19 protein-coding genes and 3 pseudogenes are annotated in these 19,894 nt (G+C 54.1%); 11 read left to right on the forward strand and 11 right to left on the reverse strand.

The genetic code is table 11. From position 1 onward, the window contains the following. Window positions 1–130 precede the first annotated feature (130 nt). Window positions 131–1,426 (forward strand): ImmA/IrrE family metallo-endopeptidase, encoded by a 1,296-nt coding sequence (locus AC0R79_RS15665; RefSeq protein WP_474730443.1) that lies wholly within the window; start codon window positions 131–133, stop codon window positions 1,424–1,426. A 125-nt stretch (window positions 1,427–1,551) separates the two neighbouring features. On the opposite strand, the gene AC0R79_RS15670 is transcribed toward AC0R79_RS15665, so the two are convergent. Next, on the reverse strand, window positions 1,552–2,244 hold the full coding sequence (locus tag AC0R79_RS15670) for an ImmA/IrrE family metallo-endopeptidase (RefSeq protein ID WP_474730445.1): 693 nt from the start codon (window positions 2,242–2,244) through the stop codon (window positions 1,552–1,554). Between the two features lie 293 nt (window positions 2,245–2,537). Then, window positions 2,538–3,605 (reverse strand): DNA-binding protein, encoded by a 1,068-nt coding sequence (locus AC0R79_RS15675; RefSeq protein WP_474730446.1) that lies wholly within the window; start codon window positions 3,603–3,605, stop codon window positions 2,538–2,540. Window positions 3,606–3,800: 195 nt separating this feature from the next. Between AC0R79_RS15675 and AC0R79_RS15680 the strand changes: the two genes are divergently transcribed. After that, a complete protein-coding gene (locus AC0R79_RS15680; RefSeq protein ID WP_474730448.1) occupies window positions 3,801–4,748 on the forward strand; it encodes a tyrosine-type recombinase/integrase in 948 nt (315 codons plus the stop codon). Between the two features lie 106 nt (window positions 4,749–4,854). On the opposite strand, the gene AC0R79_RS15685 is transcribed toward AC0R79_RS15680, so the two are convergent. Next, complete coding sequence (locus tag AC0R79_RS15685) at window positions 4,855–5,430, reverse strand: hypothetical protein (RefSeq protein ID WP_474730450.1); 576 nt, start codon at window positions 5,428–5,430, stop codon at window positions 4,855–4,857. Window positions 5,431–5,538: 108 nt separating this feature from the next. On the opposite strand from AC0R79_RS15685, the pseudogene AC0R79_RS15690 reads away from it, so the two are divergent. The 4 genes and pseudogenes from AC0R79_RS15690 to AC0R79_RS15705 form a co-directional block, all read left to right on the forward strand. Beyond that, a pseudogene (locus tag AC0R79_RS15690) lies at window positions 5,539–5,973 on the forward strand (site-specific integrase); the annotation flags it as partial. A 521-nt stretch (window positions 5,974–6,494) separates the two neighbouring features. Further along, window positions 6,495–6,662: pseudogene (locus tag AC0R79_RS15695) on the forward strand (phosphoglycerate mutase family protein); the annotation flags it as partial. Between the two features lie 805 nt (window positions 6,663–7,467). After that, entirely contained in the window at window positions 7,468–7,851 is a 384-nt protein-coding gene (locus AC0R79_RS15700) for a hypothetical protein (RefSeq protein ID WP_103367149.1), read from the forward strand. A gap of 139 nt (window positions 7,852–7,990) precedes the next feature. Further along, entirely contained in the window at window positions 7,991–8,413 is a 423-nt protein-coding gene (locus AC0R79_RS15705) for a helix-turn-helix domain-containing protein (protein ID WP_103367148.1), read from the forward strand. A gap of 61 nt (window positions 8,414–8,474) precedes the next feature. Here AC0R79_RS15705 and AC0R79_RS15710 read toward each other — a convergent pair whose 3' ends face one another. From AC0R79_RS15710 to AC0R79_RS15725, 4 genes are all read right to left on the reverse strand, one after another. Further along, window positions 8,475–8,855 (reverse strand): hypothetical protein, encoded by a 381-nt coding sequence (locus AC0R79_RS15710; RefSeq protein WP_146038477.1) that lies wholly within the window; start codon window positions 8,853–8,855, stop codon window positions 8,475–8,477. Between the two features lie 195 nt (window positions 8,856–9,050). Further along, window positions 9,051–10,019 (reverse strand): toll/interleukin-1 receptor domain-containing protein, encoded by a 969-nt coding sequence (locus AC0R79_RS15715; protein ID WP_474730453.1) that lies wholly within the window; start codon window positions 10,017–10,019, stop codon window positions 9,051–9,053. 149 nt (window positions 10,020–10,168) lie between these two features. Further along, window positions 10,169–10,678 carry a hypothetical protein gene (locus tag AC0R79_RS15720; RefSeq protein WP_474730455.1) on the reverse strand — a complete coding sequence of 170 codons (510 nt, stop codon included), beginning with the start codon at window positions 10,676–10,678 and terminating at the stop codon, window positions 10,169–10,171. Between the two features lie 251 nt (window positions 10,679–10,929). Next, window positions 10,930–11,097 (reverse strand): hypothetical protein, encoded by a 168-nt coding sequence (locus tag AC0R79_RS15725; RefSeq protein WP_474730457.1) that lies wholly within the window; start codon window positions 11,095–11,097, stop codon window positions 10,930–10,932. 53 nt (window positions 11,098–11,150) lie between these two features. Here AC0R79_RS15725 and AC0R79_RS15730 point away from each other — a divergent pair. The 5 genes and pseudogenes from AC0R79_RS15730 to AC0R79_RS15750 form a co-directional block, all read left to right on the forward strand. Beyond that, a pseudogene (locus AC0R79_RS15730) lies at window positions 11,151–11,348 on the forward strand (transposase domain-containing protein); the annotation flags it as partial. A gap of 144 nt (window positions 11,349–11,492) precedes the next feature. Beyond that, window positions 11,493–11,987 (forward strand): TIR domain-containing protein, encoded by a 495-nt coding sequence (locus tag AC0R79_RS15735; RefSeq protein ID WP_103367144.1) that lies wholly within the window; start codon window positions 11,493–11,495, stop codon window positions 11,985–11,987. A 33-nt stretch (window positions 11,988–12,020) separates the two neighbouring features. After that, entirely contained in the window at window positions 12,021–13,175 is a 1,155-nt protein-coding gene (locus AC0R79_RS15740) for a toll/interleukin-1 receptor domain-containing protein (protein ID WP_158248881.1), read from the forward strand. Then, complete coding sequence (locus AC0R79_RS15745) at window positions 13,172–13,768, forward strand: SLOG domain-containing protein (protein WP_474730458.1); 597 nt, start codon at window positions 13,172–13,174, stop codon at window positions 13,766–13,768. Before AC0R79_RS15740 ends, AC0R79_RS15745 begins: the two co-directional genes overlap by 4 nt. A gap of 10 nt (window positions 13,769–13,778) precedes the next feature. Beyond that, a complete protein-coding gene (locus AC0R79_RS15750; protein WP_474730460.1) occupies window positions 13,779–14,543 on the forward strand; it encodes a hypothetical protein in 765 nt (254 codons plus the stop codon). Between the two features lie 127 nt (window positions 14,544–14,670). Here the strand turns inward: AC0R79_RS15750 and AC0R79_RS15755 are convergent, their stop codons facing one another. The 4 genes from AC0R79_RS15755 to AC0R79_RS15770 form a co-directional block, all read right to left on the reverse strand. Next, window positions 14,671–15,258, reverse strand: a complete 588-nt coding sequence (locus tag AC0R79_RS15755) for a toll/interleukin-1 receptor domain-containing protein (RefSeq protein ID WP_474730462.1) — start codon at window positions 15,256–15,258, stop codon at window positions 14,671–14,673. A 168-nt stretch (window positions 15,259–15,426) separates the two neighbouring features. Then, window positions 15,427–17,043 carry a CBASS cGAMP-activated phospholipase gene (locus tag AC0R79_RS15760; RefSeq protein ID WP_474730464.1) on the reverse strand — a complete coding sequence of 539 codons (1,617 nt, stop codon included), beginning with the start codon at window positions 17,041–17,043 and terminating at the stop codon, window positions 15,427–15,429. A 54-nt stretch (window positions 17,044–17,097) separates the two neighbouring features. Next, window positions 17,098–17,697, reverse strand: coding sequence for a TIR domain-containing protein (locus AC0R79_RS15765; protein WP_474730466.1), 600 nt, complete (start codon window positions 17,695–17,697; stop codon window positions 17,098–17,100). Between the two features lie 795 nt (window positions 17,698–18,492). Next, on the reverse strand, window positions 18,493–19,494 hold the full coding sequence (locus AC0R79_RS15770; protein ID WP_474730468.1) for a tetratricopeptide repeat protein: 1,002 nt from the start codon (window positions 19,492–19,494) through the stop codon (window positions 18,493–18,495). Between the last annotated feature and the right edge of the window lie 400 nt (window positions 19,495–19,894).

Here is a 19,894-nt window from a genome sequence, read left to right on the forward strand (position 1 = left end):
CGGAAAAAAGGCGAATTGTGTGACGCGAAGCATGCAGTACACACTTCTCCTCTAAAACCTAAGCTGCTTGAGCACCATCTATTCACGTACGACTGACTTTCTGACCCGTTAACAGGAGCCTGCCCCACATATGGAAATTGAAGCGCTCAGCACCTATGCCAAGGGCGACCGATTCGAGGAGCAGGTCTTTGAGTTCCTGTCTCGTGAGATCAATGAAGGTCGCTTCTATGTCTTCCGACCTGAGTGCTGCAAAATTTTTAGGAAGAAGGGTTACTACTCGCGCGACCGGGAGGATTTCATCGTTTTTGACATTTCTGTCGAAGTGTTCCTGCCTGGCTTCGAGACCCCATCATTGCTTGTGCTCATCGAATGCAAGAATTACAGCGGAAAAGTGCCTGTGGGGGACATCGAAGAGTTTGGATCAAAGATCAACCAAGTGGCCGGCTTCAACGCTAAGGGTATTTTTGCGTCCGCGAGTGCTTTTCAGTCCGGCACGTTCAACATTGCTCGAAACCGAGGCTTTGGTGTCTTGCGTTACTTCGATCAATCTGAGTTTCGATGGGAGCTTCCTCGTGCGCTGCTAACTGGGGCGCGTAGCGCTAGAGCTCGTAAACGCGCAGAGATCGAATACGCCCTAACCCAGACGGATTTTCGGCCTACCGTTTATAGCGCCTATGCCGTAACTCCTGCCGGCTTTACGGATGGTTGGGAAGGCATCTGGAAAGGCCTCGACTTGGAGAGTGCTTTTAAAAAGAACGACCTGAGTCTAATTCGTCAGCCCACGCTTATCACAGCACCCAGGGTCGCGTTCATTTCCCGGGATGGAATAGATTGCTTGGCGCAGCATGCTTTGAAATCCATTTCATACATCCGGGGAGAGGTCGATCTTACTAAGCTGGTGTCCAGGGAAGCTAATCACAGTGGACTGTCCGTGAGCTTCATTGAGGACTCGAGCTCAGCCCTCGGCAGTATCACGTTCAACCCGCTTGAGATCAAAATCTTCGGGGCAGATAGCCAATCCCACTTGGCACGATTCACACTCGCCCATGAGTTGGGACATCACTTTCTAGGCCATAAGCGCTACATGACACGAGAAGCCATCCGAGCACAGGACATTGACCAGAGCCAGCTCATCACCATCCCTAAAGGGGAAGTCGAGCGGTTGGAGTGGCAAGCAAATACATTCGCTTCATGTCTCTTGATGCCTAAAGAGGACTTTCAGGCTGCGTTTGGGTTGTTACTACAGCATCTTGGCATCCGAAACCGTGGTCACGGCCATCTGTACCTGGACAGTCAGAGGGATAACGTCATCCAGTTTCATGCTGTGTGCAATTCCCTGAGCGAATATTTTAACGTTTCGAAGACAGCGATTCGTTTGCGCATGAGGGCGTTGGAACTGCTGGTCGAGGTTGGTCGGCAAGATTGACTGATCTGCATCTGACGGGAGGTATATGTCGCATGGTTGGGCGGTGCTTGAGCGTACAGTCCTGTATCACCCCACCACTCTTTTACACTCCGATCGATACCTAGCGCCTAGTTTCGAGCGCAAAGCTAAGGCCAGCGTACTAAACCAAGCTCCTTGAGTCGTAACGCCATTGCCGAATCGGATACTCCAAACTGCGTAGCAAGGGATACGACGTTGAGATTATTGAAGCGTTGGCATCGCGCCAGCGCCAGCTCTCGTTCCAGGGAGTCTGCCGAGGCATACAACAAACCTTCGATGTTATGCGCATCGAGGTGATATGCGACCGTATCGTTAAAGTGAAGCTGGTCTCCACATAGGAACAGACGCCTGAAGTGGTCAGCGACCAGCTTCGCAGGCATCAAAAAACACGCTGCAAAGAAATCAGCCTCCCGTTCTTCAGGGTTTCGCGGCCCACCGACTGGACGGCCATCTAACGCCCGATCCCTATGCATAACCTCACCTTTATGTAGGGCGAGGTGGCCGATCTCATGAGCACCCGTGAACAGTTTTACCGTCGGAGAGAATTCTTGGGAGATGGCAATGCGGTTCGCTTGGCGATCAATCAGGCCTGCAATCTTGGGGCCGGAGCCGCCTTGGATGAATTTGGGATCACCTAGATTCGGAAGTTCCCGATATTCAAAGCCGTAGGCTAGCGCCGCCTTCCTTGGATCACGCGCCTGAAGCGGGGTGATATCTAGATCGCCCCACAGGTAATATCGGTCGCGCCAGAGCATGCGCAGCAGCTCGGATGCTTCTTGTTCGATACTTGGCATGCCCATGCAAATCACCGCATGTGGTGGTCATGCATTGATAATAACCCAATATGTAGGGTTTTCAAGTCTGTCGAACCTGCGGTGGTGCTCGGTACACATCTGCTAGTTTGCTTTACTTGAGCCAGCCGCTTCGAAAATAGAATTATCTCCGGTTCCCAATCGAGTGCGGGTGTCGAGCTTTGTGAAAGCTGGCGGTAATGTGCTATTCGCCAGCATCAAAGTGAGTCGCTGATGAGCCCACTGAAGCGCGGAGCATTCTTGATTAGGGCCCATCGGTGTGAGCGTGGCTTTGATCATGGTCACTTCCTCGATGGTTTTGTGGGTGCTGTCTTTGACTTCTCTGATGCAGGCGTAAATGTGATATTCGAATCGCTTGCAACTGTCTCAACCTCGGTGGCCTGCAGTCGCCGGAGTTGGTCATTCTCCGATTGGGCAGCGACAAGCATCAGTCTCACCTCCAGCTCGCGCTCGCCGCTCTTGGCTGCAGCTTCATTCAGTGCCGTGGCGTCCTTTCTAAGCGTGGCGATCTGTTCCTGGAGCTGCTCAGCAACGCCGGCGGATTTCGCCGCTACCAGTTTCAACCCTTGGGTCTCGGCAGTCAGTGTCTGTATGTGCGCCTCATGGCCGTGTAGCAGTTTCACCTGCTGCCTGGACTCACCAAGCAAGCGCTCGTTGTCACGGTTTAAACGAGTTAGGTCATCCTGCTTCAGCACCAGGGTTTCTTGGAGTTTTCGCTTCTCCACTTGAGCCTCATGGAGTTGGGACTCATGCCGGCGTTGATCCTGATCACGCTGCTCTTTGACGGATTGCCTGTAATGCTCCAACGCACCGCGCGCATGAACATGCTTTTCCTCTAGGGAATGGATCTGTTTATCCCTGTCGCTGACCAAGACTTCCAGGTCTGTACAGCGTTGATTAAGTCCGGCATTGCGTGCCAGTTCTGTCTGGAGCGAGGACTGCGTGGTTTTAAGGTCAACGGTTTGAGCCTCAATGGCTGCTTGCTGAGTGTCCAGCTGCCTGCGCGCAGCAGTTAGTTCAGTTTGCAGTCTGGCGATCTGCGTCTCGAGCCCTACTCGCTCCATATCAAAAGCAGTTCGGGACTGTTCGATCGACTCGTTACCCTCCTCCATGAGTCGATCCAGAAGGCTTTCAACCATCGCCGAAAGCTCTTCACCCATGCGTTCGCGGGACGATAGTGGGCGCGGATCGAAGGATTCGATCTCTTTGAGGTACCGGGCAATGGTTGTCTTCGACCCGGTATTCCCCAGTTCCACGCGCACTGCATCGATGCTTGGGTACGCTCCTTTCGCGAGTAGAGATTGCCTCGCTTTTTGCACCACCGCTTTGTTTATGCCGCCACGAGCCATGGAGCCTCTCAAGATTTCGTACTGTGTTACGTGTCATGTAATTACGTGACATGTTATCACCAAATTGATAAAAGAAAAATTCAATTTATAGGAAGCTATAATGGAGACTTATGGCTTCCTGATACTTTCTTGCGCCCAGAAAACCTCAATGTGGCGCGGAAAGCAGAAGCGCTCCGATTTTGAAGGCAAAGTACGATGGAAAAGGCAGATCGGTACCTCAGCGCCGGCACCCGGGAGAACACACGAAAAAGCTATCGGGCGGCAATCGACCACTTCGAAGTGACTTGGGGCGGGTACTTGCCCACGACCGGAGTCGGCGTCGTTCGCTACTTGGCGGAGTATGCTGACAAGCTCTCCATCAATACTTTGAAACAGCGCTTGGCAGCCCTTGCTCAATGGCACATCACCCAGGGTTTCCCTGATCCAACCAAGACGCCTGACGTTCGCCAGATGATCAAGGGCATCAGAGTCGTGCACCCTGCAAAGGTGAAACAGGCCGCCCCGCTGCTGCTGAAGCACCTGGAACGGGCGGTCACATGGCTTGAAGTGGAAGCCGCAGCTGCGATTGAACGCGGAGATTACAAGACGCTGGTGCGTCATCGTCGCTCGGTAGCGATTATCTTGATTGGGTTTTGGCGTGGCTTTCGTGGCGATGAGTTGGCCAGGCTAACGGTCGAGGATACCCAAGCCATTAGCGGTGAAGGCATTACCTTTTTCCTGCCCTACACCAAGGGTGACCGCCAGCATGAAGGGACTACGTTCCAGACTCCGGCGCTAACGATGCTCTGCCCAGCGGAGGCCTACGTTAACTGGATAACAGTTGCCGGGATTGCGAAAGGCCCAGTGTTCCAGCGCATTGATCGCTGGGGAAATCTGTCAGGCAAAGCCATGCAGCCACATAGCCTAATCCCGGTGCTGCGTCGCATCTTCAAGGAGGCTGGACTTCCTCAGGAGCTGTACAGCACCCACTCGATGCGCCGAGGCTTTGCGACCTGGGCGTCGGCCAACGGGTGGGATATCAAAGGACTGATGAGCTATGTGGGCTGGAAAGACATCAAGTCAGCGTTGAGGTACGTGGATGCGGGCTCCTCTTTTGGTGGGCTTGCGCTGAAATCATCTGCACCCAAAATGGAAGTTCTTTAACCCTCTCCTACAGATGTGCTTTGCGCAGAGAGCCCCCTGTTTGCGGCTGAGTAGCTCGATTGAGGCATCTGCGTCACGCGCCAGTGCCAAGACCTGCATCTTGAACTCATGGACGAACATAAGAATGGAATCGGATAAAACATCGCGCCGGTAATGGCAAACCATGTAAGTGCGCGAGGTAGATTTTCAGAATCCTAGGAGCACCAATCGTCAATCTCTCCCCGCTCTGCAATTGCATAGCAAGCCTAAGGCCGCAAATGAAGCGCATCTGCGAAATTGGGCTACCCCAAAGGTCGTTGCAACCGGCGATCGGTTCAAGAACATCGCGAGGATCTAGCTTTAGGGTAAAGCCTTGACCAGGTGCCACTACCTGCCCCGATACCAGCGGAGTTTTGGCATCCCAGCTTAACCGATTGCTTGGCGAGAACCAGTCAATCCGATCAAGATAAATCATTCGATGTTCCCGGTTGCCAACGTCAAAAACGATTTCAGGAGGATGGATCATATTCAATGTTAAATCCCCGACCCAGCGGAACCCGAGTCGTAGGAACGGCTGTGCTGCCCGGGGCGCGACGACCTCTTTGTATTCGGCAATGCGTTGCTGGAGCTTCCTAGCAGCGTATGCAGCGGTAACCACACTAACGCCCAAAGCCGCATGCTTTATAAAATCGCCCCAATTCATCCCACGCCCCTGCTTGCCTAATGATGAAGAACCAATCTGGAAAATATGAGTACATCAATACTTTGCTATGTCTGGCACGTAACGCATCAGTATCGCGTCGTAGGTTAAGGCAACAAGGTCGGAAAGATTGCCGTCAGGGTTGAATATATCAATCTCTACCTGAAGCGCTATCGTCGGTTCTTGGGTCTGCCCTAACTTTCTGAAATCGGCGAGAGCACACCTTTGATCAAGACCCTCAGAGGACGTTCTGGTCTTTCGGATCGATAGGTAAGCGCCCTCCTCCAGATTGTCTTCGACAAGGCTCTTGAAAGTATGCGCATCAAGGGGCGTGCGGTTCACGAGATGGAAAGCTTAAAGGTCGCTTCTCTTCACTGGTTACGCCATACATCTGCGACCTTCGACGCGCCCTTGCGGAGCGCCAAAGACCTGCAGATCGATCTGCGTCATAGCAATCTCAGCACTACCCAGAACACGTACTACCACTCACACGATCAGGAGCGTGCGCACTCAATCAAGCGCCTAGGTTTACGCGATCGTGGGTAAACGTCTTTAGCTCCAGACGTGCCGATAGTACGTTCCCTCGCTGGGTATCTTCATTCGAGATCGCGCGCAGCCTGCTCTTCAGAAATATCTGGGATGTCGACTGGATTTAGGGGGGGGGGGCAAGTGCTGAGCCAGCATCCGCAGCTTACCGAGCAACTCGTCAAAGGTGACGACCTCGACGTCCTTGCAGGCGTTGCGTTTGCGCTTATCAAAGTTGGCGCCTAGCAGGCCATTTGGGTTGGCAGTCTTAGGCGGGCACGAGGCCCGAAGGGGCGAATTCCCACTCACAGCCCTGCGATTACGACGCGTCTCTCTTTCACGGAAGAAACCACGATGTCGTATGTCGACCAGCTCCCTTCCATGCTTTATTAGCAGCATCGCTCTGGATGCGGGCGATAATGGAGCTCACTTGATCGAGCTTTCAGAAGCCTAGATGTTACCCCATCACCCCCAACTCAACTCCAGCCATGCCCCTGGCAACGATACTGGTGTCGTGCGTCGGCGAAACGACAGGTAAGTCAATGAAGAATGTCAGGCTAGTGCGTCATGGAGAAAGCGCGGCCAATGTCGGTGCAGCTACCCTTGATCACGCAAGTATTCCGCTCACCGAAAAGGGCATCGAACAAGCTAAACGAGTGGCGCAGTCCGTCGGCCGTGCACCTGAGTTAATCGTAGCCTCCCCTTTCACGGACGTTTGCTGCGCAGTATCCAAACGCGGGATGGGCATCTTGGGGTGACTATGATGCAAGACAGCTTGACCGCGATGCTGGTTTAGCTGGGTGCCCTTCCCTGCTCGAGGGCCTGCAACATTTCAATGCCAGGAAATGGCATGTTGGTTTATACGACAACCGCCCCAAAGGACTTAAGCAAACGGTGGAGTCGATGGGATTGGTTTGGCAGGGTACCTATCATCGAGGGATCGACGATGCCAAGAACGTTGCATCCTTCATTAAGGAGATGCTCGGCTGATTTGGTGAGCCGGCCCCATTGGCCCGAAGAAGCGACTTCTCCATTTATGTCACCCCGCAGCTCAGCTAGGGCTAGACAAGCCTCGGATGCAAAATAACTTGAACACAACCTCCCCTCTCTCCGCCCGCGTGGTTTGCGAGGTACTGACGGACGTCGCGCTCGACAAACGCTTCATGACGCGAAGCTTCATCCAGTCAGGGAGTGAGATTTATCACGGCCTTATGCCCGTGGAAATTGAAAGCTGACTTTCCTCTTTAACCCAGCTCTTGAATCGCGACTAATCGTTGTTCTGTGCTACCAGATATCCTGCGATCAAAAGCTGCTCCACCAGCCTTGTTGGCGACGCCATTGGATAGGCTCAAATAGAGATGCATAAATTAGAGCCCCCCCCCATTTACCTGGCGGAGGATCAGTCATTGCGCCTGGTGATGTATAAGGAGGCAAACTCATTTACTAATGCCACGGGCTCGCTTCCCTCGCGCATCTCTGCTATCAAGAGGCAATTCACTACCACGAGGGCACACCATGGAAGTCGTCCTGCTCGCTCACATCACACTGAATAGGATCGGATCCGCCAGCTTTGGCGGTGGTTTCAGCGGTAGCCAGTGCCGTACGCGAAAATTTTCGGCTGAGCTGGCCGAAAAAGATCGCGACAAGCTGCGAAACCTAGTGATCGAGATCGCAGAACAACATGGAGAAACGCCCGGAAATCTGGACGGCCTCCAGCTCGAGCATGAGCATTTTCGCGGGGATGAATTCATCTTCAACATCCATGGCCGGAACACCATCTACGGCACCCCATACGCAGTTTGTCAGCTCCAACCTGCGCTCAAAGCCAACGGTAAGTACTATCAGCTCCAAGACCTCGAAGGCCAGGGGTTCACGCCATACACTCCCCAGGCGAGGTAGGTGCTGTCGGCACCGACGTCAGAAACCTGCGCCTTGGTAGCACACCCTATCCAAATTCATCGTTCATTGAGGCAGCTCAGAAACCACTAGGGGACACTCAGCAGGATGCATATTCAAAGTCAAAGACCAGGCGGTACGCATGACTCTCAAGTCGTCATTTGCCACGGTACTTCGCGCGATCAGGAACAAACGCAACATCACCCAGCGGCAATTCGCCGACGCGACAAGCCGTACTTACTTGTCAAAGCTTGAGGGTGGTAAATCGAGCATCACTCTGGACAAGCTTGAGCAGCTAAGTGTGCGTCTTGAGTTGAGTCCATTGACGCTGTTGGCTCTAACGCTGAGTGAAGACGGTGGTAAGCCAGCCAGAGAGCTCGTCAACACACTCCAAGTTGAAATCGAAGCGCTGGAGCCCGAGGGCGGCCTGCCGGGCGTAAGTAACCTGCCACGCCCCCTATTACCATCCCTACCCCAAGCTCTGGTGGGAAATCGTGCTCCGCAGCGTTCCAGTCGCCAATCTGCTCTTCGCCTCTATCAAACTGAGCTCTCTTTCTCGGAGTGAGTTATCTTCACGGCATCCTGCCGACATTGAGTCAGCAGGAGAAGCCGTGCTCATCTGCCGTTTAAATGAACGGGATGTACGCGTGAGCCAGATTTTTGGGGAGAGCTGCCAGCGTGTCCCAATCCCCCAGCCCGGCAGCAACGCCCACAGATAACGTGCCCACGAGAACGAAAGGCGCAGATGGCAAAAGCAGCCGCAAGCGCCGGGACAGACTCATGCTCTTGCATATCGCCTTGTACATCAAACGATACTCGGTGCCAGCCCAGCGACCGGCTAACATCAAGGGCACAGCAATGAGAAAAGCGGTGACAGGCGTCATCGTCAACCATTCGGAAACAGAGAAAGCCGTTGAGCCAAGGCCACCCATGACCAAGGCGTAATTCCTTGTGATCTTATGTTCTCTCCCTTCCAGCGACGGATCGAACCAACGAACGTTTTCCATGGACACCCCTAGGTTGTTTGACCGGTTGGTCGAAGCCTAGAGATAGTGCCATATGCCCCATTGATACTTCCACGCCAGGCTGGTAGGCACTCCCTTGATTGACATGGCCGAGAGCCACTTCCGATTGCTATGAGGCAATTCTGCCGTTGAACCGATACCGGCCTCCTGTCGGTAGGCCGGCATACGCTGTACTCGCTACCGCTGCAGGGGTTCCAGCAAACGCCCCCAGTAAAGTTCGGCTGCGCCCTCATGGCTGAGCTTTTGATCGTGCCCACTTCGAACATGCCCCATCAGGGTTTTGAAGAAAATGGACTGGTCGTCAGTGCTTACCGACAACATTTCATTGAAGCCCGAACTCGATATTTGCCCTGAGTAAGTGATCCCAGTGCGGCTGAACCCATCACCCAGCGCTATGGAGCACTCAGAAGCGATTCTACCGTTCATATAAATCGACGCGGAGAAGCGAGTGTCGCTCAAGCGCCTTAAAGCCCCCTGGACGCTGGGGTTTCGCTGCTGCACTTCTTGCAGCGAATTTTCGAAGAATCGCTGCATGTACTCAAAGCCGTCGTGAGCAAATTGATCGATTTCAAAATCAGTGAACGTCTTGCGCAGGCGCAGGTTGCTTGATCGATTGGTCTCGAACGCACTCTGAACAGCACCGGAAAGCGGGAAGGCGTAGCTCTCCGTACGAAGCTCTACTGATGGCGCAGGTTTCGCTGCTTTCGAAGAGATTTCCTTCAACAAACTGCGTACCTGGCGCACCACATCGGTGTAGGCCTCATCCAAGTTCGTCCAGCTGGTGATTGGCTTGCCGTCCTGCGGGACTGCCAGAAGCTTACCGATAGGGCTACGACTCCAATCGCAAGCTCTCAATATCACCGCTACCAAACGGCATTTGCCTTGGGAATGACGTTCCATTGCACGCTTCATTTCTACGGAGTAGCAGTAATGTGAGCTCAGGAAACTGGCACTAACCAATAATAGGACGACGTCTGCTTCATCAATCTGAAGATCGATGGCGGCATCAACCATCTCGCCAGCGATCAGCCGCCGATCATGCCAGGATTCGATGAGCCCTTCGTGCTTTAAAGAGGACAGATGCTTTTCCAGCTGATCTCGCAGCGCCTCATCGTCATGACTGTACGAAAAAAACACCTTTGCCATTGCCACGTTCCGAACCTAACTGTGACGAAAACGTTACCACGCTCGGCTCGGGTGATGGTAGCGGCGAACGCTGCGTCCAATGGAACTCGTTGAGCTCTGATCTCTACATGAACTGGATGAGCCACCTTCAGTTGCAGGGTGTTGAGGAATCAATACCGTCCGAAAAAACGCTGAACATGTGTGTTGGTCTCCAGAGCCAATCCCAACACCGTCAATGATTGATCCAGAAGAGCGTCATCGCGCTCGGCACCGTCTACTTCCTCCACATGCCCCGTGGCGCCATCTCGGTATTTGGCGCCATGCACAAGGTTGTTTCTGGCCCGGCGAATGGCAAGAAATAGCTCAACGACAGTGGTAACCGGAGCAGCCTCCTCCCATCCCAAGCCCCCTTCGTCGGGTAGCAACACCTGACGCTTCGGCGGTCGGCTGAGCAGATCAGGGGCACCTCCATGAGCGACAACTCTGTTCATGAAGTCTTCGCCTAGGTCGCGGGCGAATCTGTCCCAGGCAGCACTCGCATTTCCGTTATTGGAAACGGCATAGATACCGGATCGTTTGAGTGCACACTCGAAGCGCGAAAAAACAATGAAGAAGTCTATTGCCAGTTTCGGCAGCTCGTATCCCAATGCCTGCTCGACGAGTCGTTGGTGATTTCCCATAAGCCCCTCGCTAAGTGCCGCGATGCAGTTTCTCTAGTTCGAAATCCGCCTGTCTACCTCGTCAATGGTAACCATGACGACGAAATCGGACTCACCAATAATACGGATATCCTGACCAGCCTTGATGAGCTCCTCAGCCTTGAGGCACGCCTTCCCGCAGCCTGATGTTCAGCCAATGATTCCCCACCGGTGGCAGTTTTCGAATGTCGCAGGCTTGACTGAATGCCGAGCAAAATGACCGGAGCTGGTCATCAAGGTGTCCAGGGCAAACGATCTAACCGTTTGTAACACGGCCTGCCAGGCTGGCCCGCGACCATATCTGCGGTAATACCATGAATCTGCGTGTTGAAGTCGAAGAAATCGTCTTCGGGATCGACCAGGCCTTCCCACTCATTAACGATCTGAGCGTCGGCGAACATTGAGCGCCCCATACAAGAGGTAGTGACTACATACCACTGCGATCTGGGGTTGGCTGATGACAGCAGGCGTCTCGACCATTCGCAAACGCCGACTTCCGCTTGAAAGCCTGGTGTGGTGCATCATCGGCATGGCGTTGTTTCGCAGGATGTCAGCTTGGGATGTGGTGAAACACATGGATATCATGCTGCCGGGCAAGCCGCCTCTGGTAGCGTCGAGTGCTGCTGTTCAGGGGCGGCAACGGCTGGGTAGCGAACCCTTCTCAAGCGGGCTCGCATACGTAGGTGAATTTGCGCCCTTACTCACGGATGGCCAACAGGCACTACTGGCCCTATGATATCTTCGCTCAAGTGTCCTGCAATCAGCCGCTGTATTCGGTACCACCGGGAGAAGGGTCATGCGCAACTGCTTTTTCAGTTTCCATTACGTGCCCGATAACTGGAGGGCCGCCACGGTTCGATCCATTGGCGTTGTCGACGGTGAAGAAGCTGCTCGGGACAACGATTGGGAGTCGGTCAGACGTTACGACGACAAGACCATCAAAAACTGGATTGATCAGCAAATGAAGGGGCGCACCTGCGCAATCGTTCTGATTGGTGAAAATACCGCTGGTAGACCATGGATCAATTACGAGATCGAAACAGCGTGGAATAACAAGCTGGGATTGGTCGGCATTCACATCCACGGCCTCAAGAATGCGCAAGGAATGACTTCAAGCAAAGGCGCCAACCCTTTCACTGGCTTCACCATTGGGCAGCAGCAAATCCCGTTAACCAATGTGGTGCGTTCCTACGATCCGCCCGGCTTCGATAGTCGCGCTCGATACGGATACATCGCGGAAAATATTGGCCGTTGGATCGAGGAAGGCATCGCGATCCGGAAACAGTATTGAGCCGTTACCACTCGATGAAGAATGAGGACAATCATGCAGGACGCTTCCTATCACCTGGCCGTATTCGGTACAGCCCCTGAAGGGTTCATCGCCGCCCTCACCGACGAGCTGAAAACCAGGTTGAGTATTCTCTCACTGGAGCTCGGTAAAGAAGTCGCATGGTATGTCGGCCCGCCTGGGGAATACGACGCTCATGGAGGACAGTGCACCGCGGCGCTCTGTTTCCCGCTGGAAAACGAACAGGTTCAGTCAATCGTCACCATGATGAAGGCCGGGATGCCTGTCATACCGGTTGCGAGCAGCCTCGCTAAGCTCGGCGACGAATTTGCTGCACCCATATCGACCCTGAATGGACTCGGCCTTAGCACCTGTGACATCCCCGAAATTGCTAACTGTCTCCTCGAGTGTGCCTCTCTGCTTCCGCGGCAGCGCCGAGTCTTTCTGAGCTACAGGCGTTCCGAGTCTACGCCTGTAGCGCTGCAGCTCTATGCAGCCTTGTCAGAGCGGCTCTTCGATGTTTTTCTGGATACCCATGAAATCCTTCCAGGCCAGCACTTCCAAGAGGTGCTTTGGCAGAAGCTTTGCGACAGCGATGTCATGGTCTATCTCGACACTGAGAGCTATTTCCAGAGCCGCTGGACGACATCGGAATTCGGACGCGCGACGTGGCGCGCCATCCCGATTCAACGCGTCGGTTGGCCAGATGTGGCCCTAGATCCCCGGAGCTTGGTAAGCGATGACCTTCGCTTGGAAGCAGAAGATTTTGAAGCGGACGGACTGTCTCTCACTCCTGGCTGCCTGGATCGGATCTGCAGATCAGTCGAAAGCTTGAGGGCCGAAGGTGTTGCCACGCGCTACTACCAACTGATGGACGCATTCCGGGCATCGCTTCAACGCTCGCACGCCACCATTGAAGGCTATTCGATGCGGCGCACCATTACCGTCAAAACTCGCTTGGACGAATACATTTCGGTATATCCAACGCTTGGAGTGCCCACCACCTATACGCTTCATGAAGCTACACTTGACAATCACACCCCGCCCGTCGCTGTAGTATACGATGACGTCGGTATTGAAGAAAAAAGGTGGGTAACACACATGGAGTGGATTGGTGGCTTCTTAAACGATAAAGTTCGCTTGATCAAACCTTACGGCTCAGGATGGCATTTCGAGGGCTGGAGGCAATGAGCCAGTCGATATTTCTTTCCGCGAGCGTCCCGCAGCACGGTAGAGAATTTTATGATACGGCCCATCCCTATCAGATTCATACTGCCGTGCGTTCACTTCTCTTGCTAACCCTGGGTCGTCGCCAGATTGTCTTCGGAGGGCATCCATCAATAACTCCAATGGTTTATTCCGCATGCCTCCACTTTGGGTTAAGTGATATTCGTTGCGCCACCATTTATCAGTCGCAGTTTTTCAAGGATGAGTTCCCCCTTGAGAATGCTGAATTTGCAGACGTCCGATTAATTCCTGCTGAAGCTACTATTCCAGAAAGCGTTGCCATGATGCGCCGTAAAATGTTTAGTGAAAGCCAGTTCTCTGCTGGCATCTTCATCGGAGGAATGAAAGGCATTCTCGAAGAGTACGCGCTGTTCAGGGAGGCATTTCCCGATGCCAAGGTCATTGCTGTGAGAGCTGGCGGAGGTGCAACTGCTACCCTGCCCCAATCCAGTGAAGACCCAGCAGTCCAGGGCCTCGAGCTTTCGCGTGATTTTTTCTCTCTCTACTCAACGGTGCTGGGGATCGACCCCAGAGCCAACCGAGATTTCACTAGTTAAGGAAGATCTGATGGATCGCGGTTTTAATCTGAGCATTGATGCTCAGAGCTTTGCGTCTAACAACGCTGCAGTTGCCAACTACAAAGCCCAGAACAAGCGCGATGTCGAAAGCTTGGCACAGCTTATGCTCGACAAAGATACAGTCGACGCCGAGCTTGTGATAAAAACATTGTTTCCGACTGTCTCTGCAGACATATTCCTCTCTCACTCTCATGCTGATCAAGATCTTGCTATCTCTCTCGCCATCGAACTCGAGCGCAGATGCGGCTTGAAGGTGTTTCTCGACTCATGCGTTTGGGGCGCAGCGCATGACCTGCTTCAGGTAATTGACGATAAATACTGCAAATCGCCAGGTGAGATCAACTACAACTATGCCGAGAGAAATCGCTCCACCGCTCATGTTCACATGATCTTGAGCACAGCCCTGCAGCGCATGATCGACAGCACTGACACTCTGTTTTTCCTCAATACAGAACAGTCCATCTCACTCAAGCACTCTGTGGATGGAAGTAAGAAAACCCTATCACCCTGGATTCATATGGAGCTCGAGTTCAGCTCGATGGTGCGCAGACAACCTCGGCGACACTTGGTCAAATCCCATGATGGCAGGATGTACGATAGCATCGGGACAGAGTCGTACAACGTTGCACACGAAGCCCCAGTTCGCCACCTGGTGAATCTTGCACAGCCAGAGTTCATGATGTGGGTGGAGGCCACATCGCGTATCGGCGCTGTTGATGGCATTAACCTTCTTTACGAGATCGAAAGTGCGTAACGACTAAGCTGACGGCAGTAGCACACGACGCGCTGATTACCACCCAGCAGAATGCCTCAGCCTTATCTACTAGGCCTGAGGCTTACCTGGGTGGTTTAAGCACATCACGTTATGCTGCCTTCGGTCATCAGAGGTAAATCTTACCGACTCCACCGAAAGGATACCCTCTGCCTCGCAGCGCTCGTCGCAAAGCATCAACATCCTTTAGTTGATCCCCGCCCTGCTTGCCCGGGCCGCCTAGGTTTTCCTTATCCACGGTTGGATAGAGTCCCAGATACTCCTGCCCTTCAAAGCGTTGATCCGCCCTTTCCAAGACCGGAAGGATAGATACGTTGCCCGGTTTACGACCGTCGAAGTAGCCCAGCTCCCAGGGCATCCATTTCGAGCTCGATGCATTCTCGGTGGCAATGTACAACAGCGTCTCGGACTGGTTCATCCGCCCGCGCAGCCTCTCAGCCGTATGCTTGTTAACCTGGTTACGGTCAAGCTCTGGGTCGTCTACCCAGTCGACATAAACTCTTTTTCCCATGTCCTCGAGCAGTACCTTTACCCCGAGCACAAGCTCGGCGTCATTGATGGAGTGGGATAAGAAAACGTCGAATCGGGTCGCCAGCTTGCTAGCTTTAATCGACTCATTGATCACGTCGACCAGGCTACGGTTCTTCATTGCCCGCTTTGCGGCTGCACGTGCTTCAGCTTTTGTAAAAAACGCCATGCTACGAGTCCTTCGAGTGATAGTTCTGCTTCAGCGATCAAAGAAAGCCGCCATCCCGTGCCGTGTGTTGAGGAGCCGATACACCTCTAAGCTCAGGGTGGTGGGTTAGAGATTTGACGATAAAGAGAAGCGGACGCCCAAGACTGTGTCCTAGGCATCCATTCCTGCTTAGAAGCGCTCCCATGCATCCGCATGTTGTCCATCAAAGAATCTGGAGCGCACCTCAGCGAAGTGCTCTTTAGCTGCGTCGTTGCCACGCTGGGCCATTTCCTGGATAGCCTCGGTGTCGTCAAGCTTGATTTCGGCAGGGGTCTGCTGATTGACACGCAAGTGCCGCGTTGGGCCCAGAAAACTCTCAGCCAGGGCAAGAGCACCGTGTTCTTGGGCGGCAAAAAAGAGATCAACGCTATGAGGCGCCCATCCCCCTTTGCCCTTACCCAACTGATCACTGAAATCACTCTCGCTGGTGAGCGTTCCAACGCTCAGCACGTCGATTCGATCTAGAGGGATCTTCAGGTACCGAACAGCTTCCGCCAAGGCCGGCAAGATGGGGTTGTTCGCCCAGACGCCACCATCAAGGAAGGTTTCCAGTGTGATCGGCCCATCGTATTCGGCTTCATCAAAATATGTGGGGGCCGCGGAGGAAGCCAGCGCTGCAGTCACGGCTGAGATATCACGATATGCCGTCCGATCTGGGCTGTGCGGCGTGACGATTGCCTCTGCTTGGCCATGCTTAGCCCTAACCGTAGGAATGACCAAACGGCACCGCGAATCCTCCGCCAAGGTTTTGTCGCCAAACACTTCAGTCAGCAGTCCGCGTAGTGTGGCCGAGTCATGCTTGGACTTGAGCCAGTGCCGCAGCTTCCGATTTTTCGGGAAAATCTGTGGGCCTTTCTTTTCGTAGAATTCCAGGATCTCTCGGGGGTTCATCCCTAAGGCCAGCCCGATAGCCAAAATGGCACCCGTGGATGTGCCTGCGACCAGGTCGAAATGCGAAATGAGGTCGTTGCCACCACCTGCCTTGAGCATGTCGTCCCACTTGGCCAAAACCGCTGCAGTGAAAGTGCCCCTGAGTCCTCCGCCATCAAGCGCCAAGATGCGGAAGTTACGGCCTCGCGAAATGTTGCGACGAGCAAGTGGCAGGTTCTTCAATTGCTCGACGACCAGGCCCACGACCTGCTCAACCGATGTGCCATTGGCAATGGTGGTGTTCGCGTCCAGGGAAAGGCCATTTCGCAGGCGAGATAGCAACGACGGATCTTCCTGGAGGTACCCTGCTATCGCACCGCCAAAACCAGCGGCGACGAATCCGGGCTTACCGAGGTCGAGCATGGTATCCAGCTCATTCGGAACGCCCGCATTTGCTTTATTGACGTCCCACCACGCACCACCCACGCAGATGACGGCATCCGAACGGTCAGCCATCCAATCACGCATCGGTGTCAGGCCAACTGCGGCTTGGCCCTCGCTAACATCCGCAGGGACAATTTCCACTGAAGCGAATTTTCTGTGATCCTCAATCTCAGCGGCGTACTCGTCAGTCGCGAAGAGTTTCGCTCGCACCAACGTAAGTGCTCCCCTGCCCCCGCCTGCCTGAATGAACGATTCGGCGGCTTTGCGCAGCGGTGCGATGAGTGAGGGATGGCTCCCATGGACAATCGAGCCGCCTTCGCTGAAGATTTTCGCGGCAATTTTTTGCACGAAGTCAGCAATATCGTCTCGCGATTCTGGGTTTGAACCCGATAGGTGGATCCTGACGCCGGCCAGGCGCTGCGTAGCTGCCATAAGTTAGTACCTAGGTAGTCTGAAATGAAGGTTTCTGCGACCGAGCCGGTCGGATCAACGACCGGCCAATCCTGCCGCGGTCTCGATCCAGCCCGCGATGTTGGCTCTGCCATTTTGCGCTACGAAGTCATACCGCATGCAGTGCCTAGAAAGCGGAACGACCGTGTCGCTGGTAGGGGCATCAAACCACAGGTCAGAGGCCGGGATGGCGAGGGTATAGTCCGAATACTTCACCCACTTCCCGCCTTTTAGCTCCGCGAAGAAAATCTTGTCGTTAGAGCGATAGACACCCACCTCAGCCAATGGGTCTGCGCCCTTCACTCCGGTCGCCTGGGCTCTGTTTTTCACACCATGAATGTCAACGGTCAACAGCCCATTGCCCTTCAACACGCTGCGTACAATCTCGTACCGCACCCAGCGCCTTGATGCTGTGAACTGGCCGGTCAGAACGCATGTCACGGACGTGTTGTTGAGGCCATCTCGAAGGAAGGCTTTGAGCGCGTCGTCGCCTTCCTTCTTGGACGCTTCAAACACGCTGCCGTCGAAGAACCCCACCGATTGTCGATCGTCGTTGACGACCCAGCAATTCCTGACGTTCCAGGCTCGCCATACGTCTTCCTGATAGTGGAAGGAAAAAAACGTTCTTCGTGCCATTCCTTGCTCCCCGTACGTTTACAACCACCTGTCATGCCGAAGCGACCACTGCTCGCTTTTGCATGCCCAGTCTGGGCACGCCGCGAAACCAGAGTCAGCTGACTTCGAGAGGGTTAGAAACCGTCAAGACTACACCAAGCAATAGTCGATAACATCACCATGCCAGCCACGGGAAGACGCAGGGGCGTGCCGTGGATCTACCAGGTATTCGCCTCGACCTAGAGGCGATTAGACATGCACTGCTCGCTCGACAGATGAAAGACGGCTGCACAGTTGATGAGGTGCTTGAGATTCTAACAAGCGCCTACTGCAGCTAGAGCCAGGTTGGACTAAACAAACCTAAGCATGCGCAGGTGGTGATGCTCAGTGGCGGGCGCAAAGTGCTGGTGGGAAAAACACGCTACCAGGCAGTGGCCGTTATCAAGGTGTGCCAGGACGGTGCCAGAAAGTACTTGGCCCCCATCACCGTTTTCCACGCGACGGAGGCCAAGGTACGCAGTATTTCGTGACTACGGAGGAAGGACGGCCTCAGAAGCAAGCCTCCCGCACTGAAGCGGAACAGCCCAAGCGCCCCCGACTTCCCTTCATATGACCCACAGCTAAAGGGCCTACGCAGCACCGCCGACAAATTTTCTGCTGTCTACGTAGTCAACTCGCAATGCTACGGACGATGCCAGCGCATTGCAACGCCCGACCTACCCAACGGCCTTGGCGACCGGGTGCTTTCGGCGCAACTGGATAGACACCATCTTGAAGCAACAGGTGATTGCGAAGCCCAAACAGAGCAGCACTTACCTAGCCCACACTGATCTTTTTGTTCGCTGACGCCAGCCTGCGCTTCACACCAATCTTAGGGTTCAAAGCAAGCGCCTCCTCGTAGACCCGTGCAGCCTCTCCGTACTGGCGTAACTGTTCATGAGCGAGCCCTTGGATTTTTAAGGCGCTTGGTTTCCACGCTGGATTTTCGTCTGCGCCGAGCGAGCGGGCACGCTGGATGGCGGTTAAAACTTCCTGGGCTCGCTCATCTGTGAGATCGACATCCTCCAGAATCTTCTCCGCAGCCAGGATGATGCGGTCGTAACGAGACGAGGCGAGATTGGCATTATTCAGCTGATCAGCCTCTAGGAATCGGCCATCGATATCGTACCGGAAGCTCCCAACATCCTTGAAATGTGCAATGAGCTCCCCCGTTTTCTCGTCGACCTCATAGCGCTCTGGCCATCCGGCTTTTGGAGTGACGCTATACAGCTCAACCCGCTTGAGCAGGTCGAACAGGAAGACCTTGTTACCATGTTCGCTGGGGCTGTTGGCTGTGGCACAGACAGCGAACTTCCCATTTATGGAGATCGCGCTGGAGACGATATTGGCCGAGAGCTCCTTGGTGATGAGTACGGCTCCAGAGGGGTCGAAGACAGTGAACGTCCCCGAGAGAGAGCTGCCAAAGTGCCAATCCTCCAAGCAGAAAACCCCAGAGTCAGAAACGTGGCCATTGTTTGGCCTAGGCATGCTACCGTGACAGCTAACCGTACCGGTGCTCAGATCTGTAAGTACGTAGACCCCCAGCCCGGATTCCCTATGCCCTCCCCGTCCCGCAGACGGATCCGAGTCTCGCCACCCGATCGCCCATAGCTTTGATTTAGACAGCTGATAGAGTCCGTAGAAATCAAGCGATTCTACCGACAAAAAATGCTTGTCCCGCGAAACCTCGAGCTTTGGACGGCGCCCCTGGGTAGGTTTGGAGTTGGCTTCAGCGTTGGTCGTCTTGGGTCTTTTGAACAGCCAGCTAAAAATGCTCATTTCCTGCTCCTTTGGAAGGTTGAGCGCGTTGAGGTGCTGTGATGTGCATCCTGGACATTGAGTAGGCGTCTTAGCTGCTCTTCAGCTGGCCCTCCAGAGAGCTTGTCTGCCACCACGGAACCTGGATTCGTAATCCCGCAGCGTAGCGGATATCGCGAGCGCCGCAGGCTATGAATCCCCCCACGAACTTGATCTACTGCTTGAAGGCGTAAGCGCCGAAAATGCAGTTAGATTCGTCAAATCGCCTTGCATCCATAGCGCTAAGATCACCAAGCACGGTATTGCTAAGGTCAACGCGATGTAGGTGATGCGGGTCGGGGGGGCGAATCTCATCAGCTTAAGATCTCCTTGATATAGAGCGCTTACGACTCGCCAATGCTCGCACGGAGCAGCCATGGTC

Source organism: Pseudomonas sp. HD57-3, from assembly GCF_056113135.1.

Bases quoted from the DNA above. Each gene is read 5' to 3' on its own strand.
- AC0R79_RS15680 (WP_474730448.1), top strand. From the start codon at position 3,801: ATGGAAAAGGCAGATCGGTACCTCAGCGCCGGCACCCGGGAGAACACA.
- AC0R79_RS15765 (WP_474730466.1), bottom strand. From the start codon at position 17,697: ATGGCACGAAGAACGTTTTTTTCCTTCCACTATCAGGAAGACGTATGG.
- AC0R79_RS15705 (WP_103367148.1), top strand. From the start codon at position 7,991: ATGACTCTCAAGTCGTCATTTGCCACGGTACTTCGCGCGATCAGGAAC.
- AC0R79_RS15725 (WP_474730457.1), bottom strand. From the start codon at position 11,097: ATGTTCGCCGACGCTCAGATCGTTAATGAGTGGGAAGGCCTGGTCGAT.
- AC0R79_RS15750 (WP_474730460.1), top strand. From the start codon at position 13,779: ATGGATCGCGGTTTTAATCTGAGCATTGATGCTCAGAGCTTTGCGTCT.
- AC0R79_RS15665 (WP_474730443.1), top strand. From the start codon at position 131: ATGGAAATTGAAGCGCTCAGCACCTATGCCAAGGGCGACCGATTCGAG.
- AC0R79_RS15760 (WP_474730464.1), bottom strand. From the start codon at position 17,043: ATGGCAGCTACGCAGCGCCTGGCCGGCGTCAGGATCCACCTATCGGGT.
- AC0R79_RS15720 (WP_474730455.1), bottom strand. From the start codon at position 10,678: ATGGGAAATCACCAACGACTCGTCGAGCAGGCATTGGGATACGAGCTG.
- AC0R79_RS15745 (WP_474730458.1), top strand. From the start codon at position 13,172: ATGAGCCAGTCGATATTTCTTTCCGCGAGCGTCCCGCAGCACGGTAGA.
- AC0R79_RS15755 (WP_474730462.1), bottom strand. From the start codon at position 15,258: ATGGCGTTTTTTACAAAAGCTGAAGCACGTGCAGCCGCAAAGCGGGCA.
- AC0R79_RS15770 (WP_474730468.1), bottom strand. From the start codon at position 19,494: ATGAGCATTTTTAGCTGGCTGTTCAAAAGACCCAAGACGACCAACGCT.
- AC0R79_RS15740 (WP_158248881.1), top strand. From the start codon at position 12,021: ATGCAGGACGCTTCCTATCACCTGGCCGTATTCGGTACAGCCCCTGAA.
- AC0R79_RS15685 (WP_474730450.1), bottom strand. From the start codon at position 5,430: ATGAATTGGGGCGATTTTATAAAGCATGCGGCTTTGGGCGTTAGTGTG.
- AC0R79_RS15670 (WP_474730445.1), bottom strand. From the start codon at position 2,244: ATGGGCATGCCAAGTATCGAACAAGAAGCATCCGAGCTGCTGCGCATG.
- AC0R79_RS15735 (WP_103367144.1), top strand. From the start codon at position 11,493: ATGCGCAACTGCTTTTTCAGTTTCCATTACGTGCCCGATAACTGGAGG.
- AC0R79_RS15715 (WP_474730453.1), bottom strand. From the start codon at position 10,019: ATGGCAAAGGTGTTTTTTTCGTACAGTCATGACGATGAGGCGCTGCGA.
- AC0R79_RS15675 (WP_474730446.1), bottom strand. From the start codon at position 3,605: ATGGCTCGTGGCGGCATAAACAAAGCGGTGGTGCAAAAAGCGAGGCAA.
- AC0R79_RS15710 (WP_146038477.1), bottom strand. From the start codon at position 8,855: ATGGAAAACGTTCGTTGGTTCGATCCGTCGCTGGAAGGGAGAGAACAT.
- AC0R79_RS15700 (WP_103367149.1), top strand. From the start codon at position 7,468: ATGGAAGTCGTCCTGCTCGCTCACATCACACTGAATAGGATCGGATCC.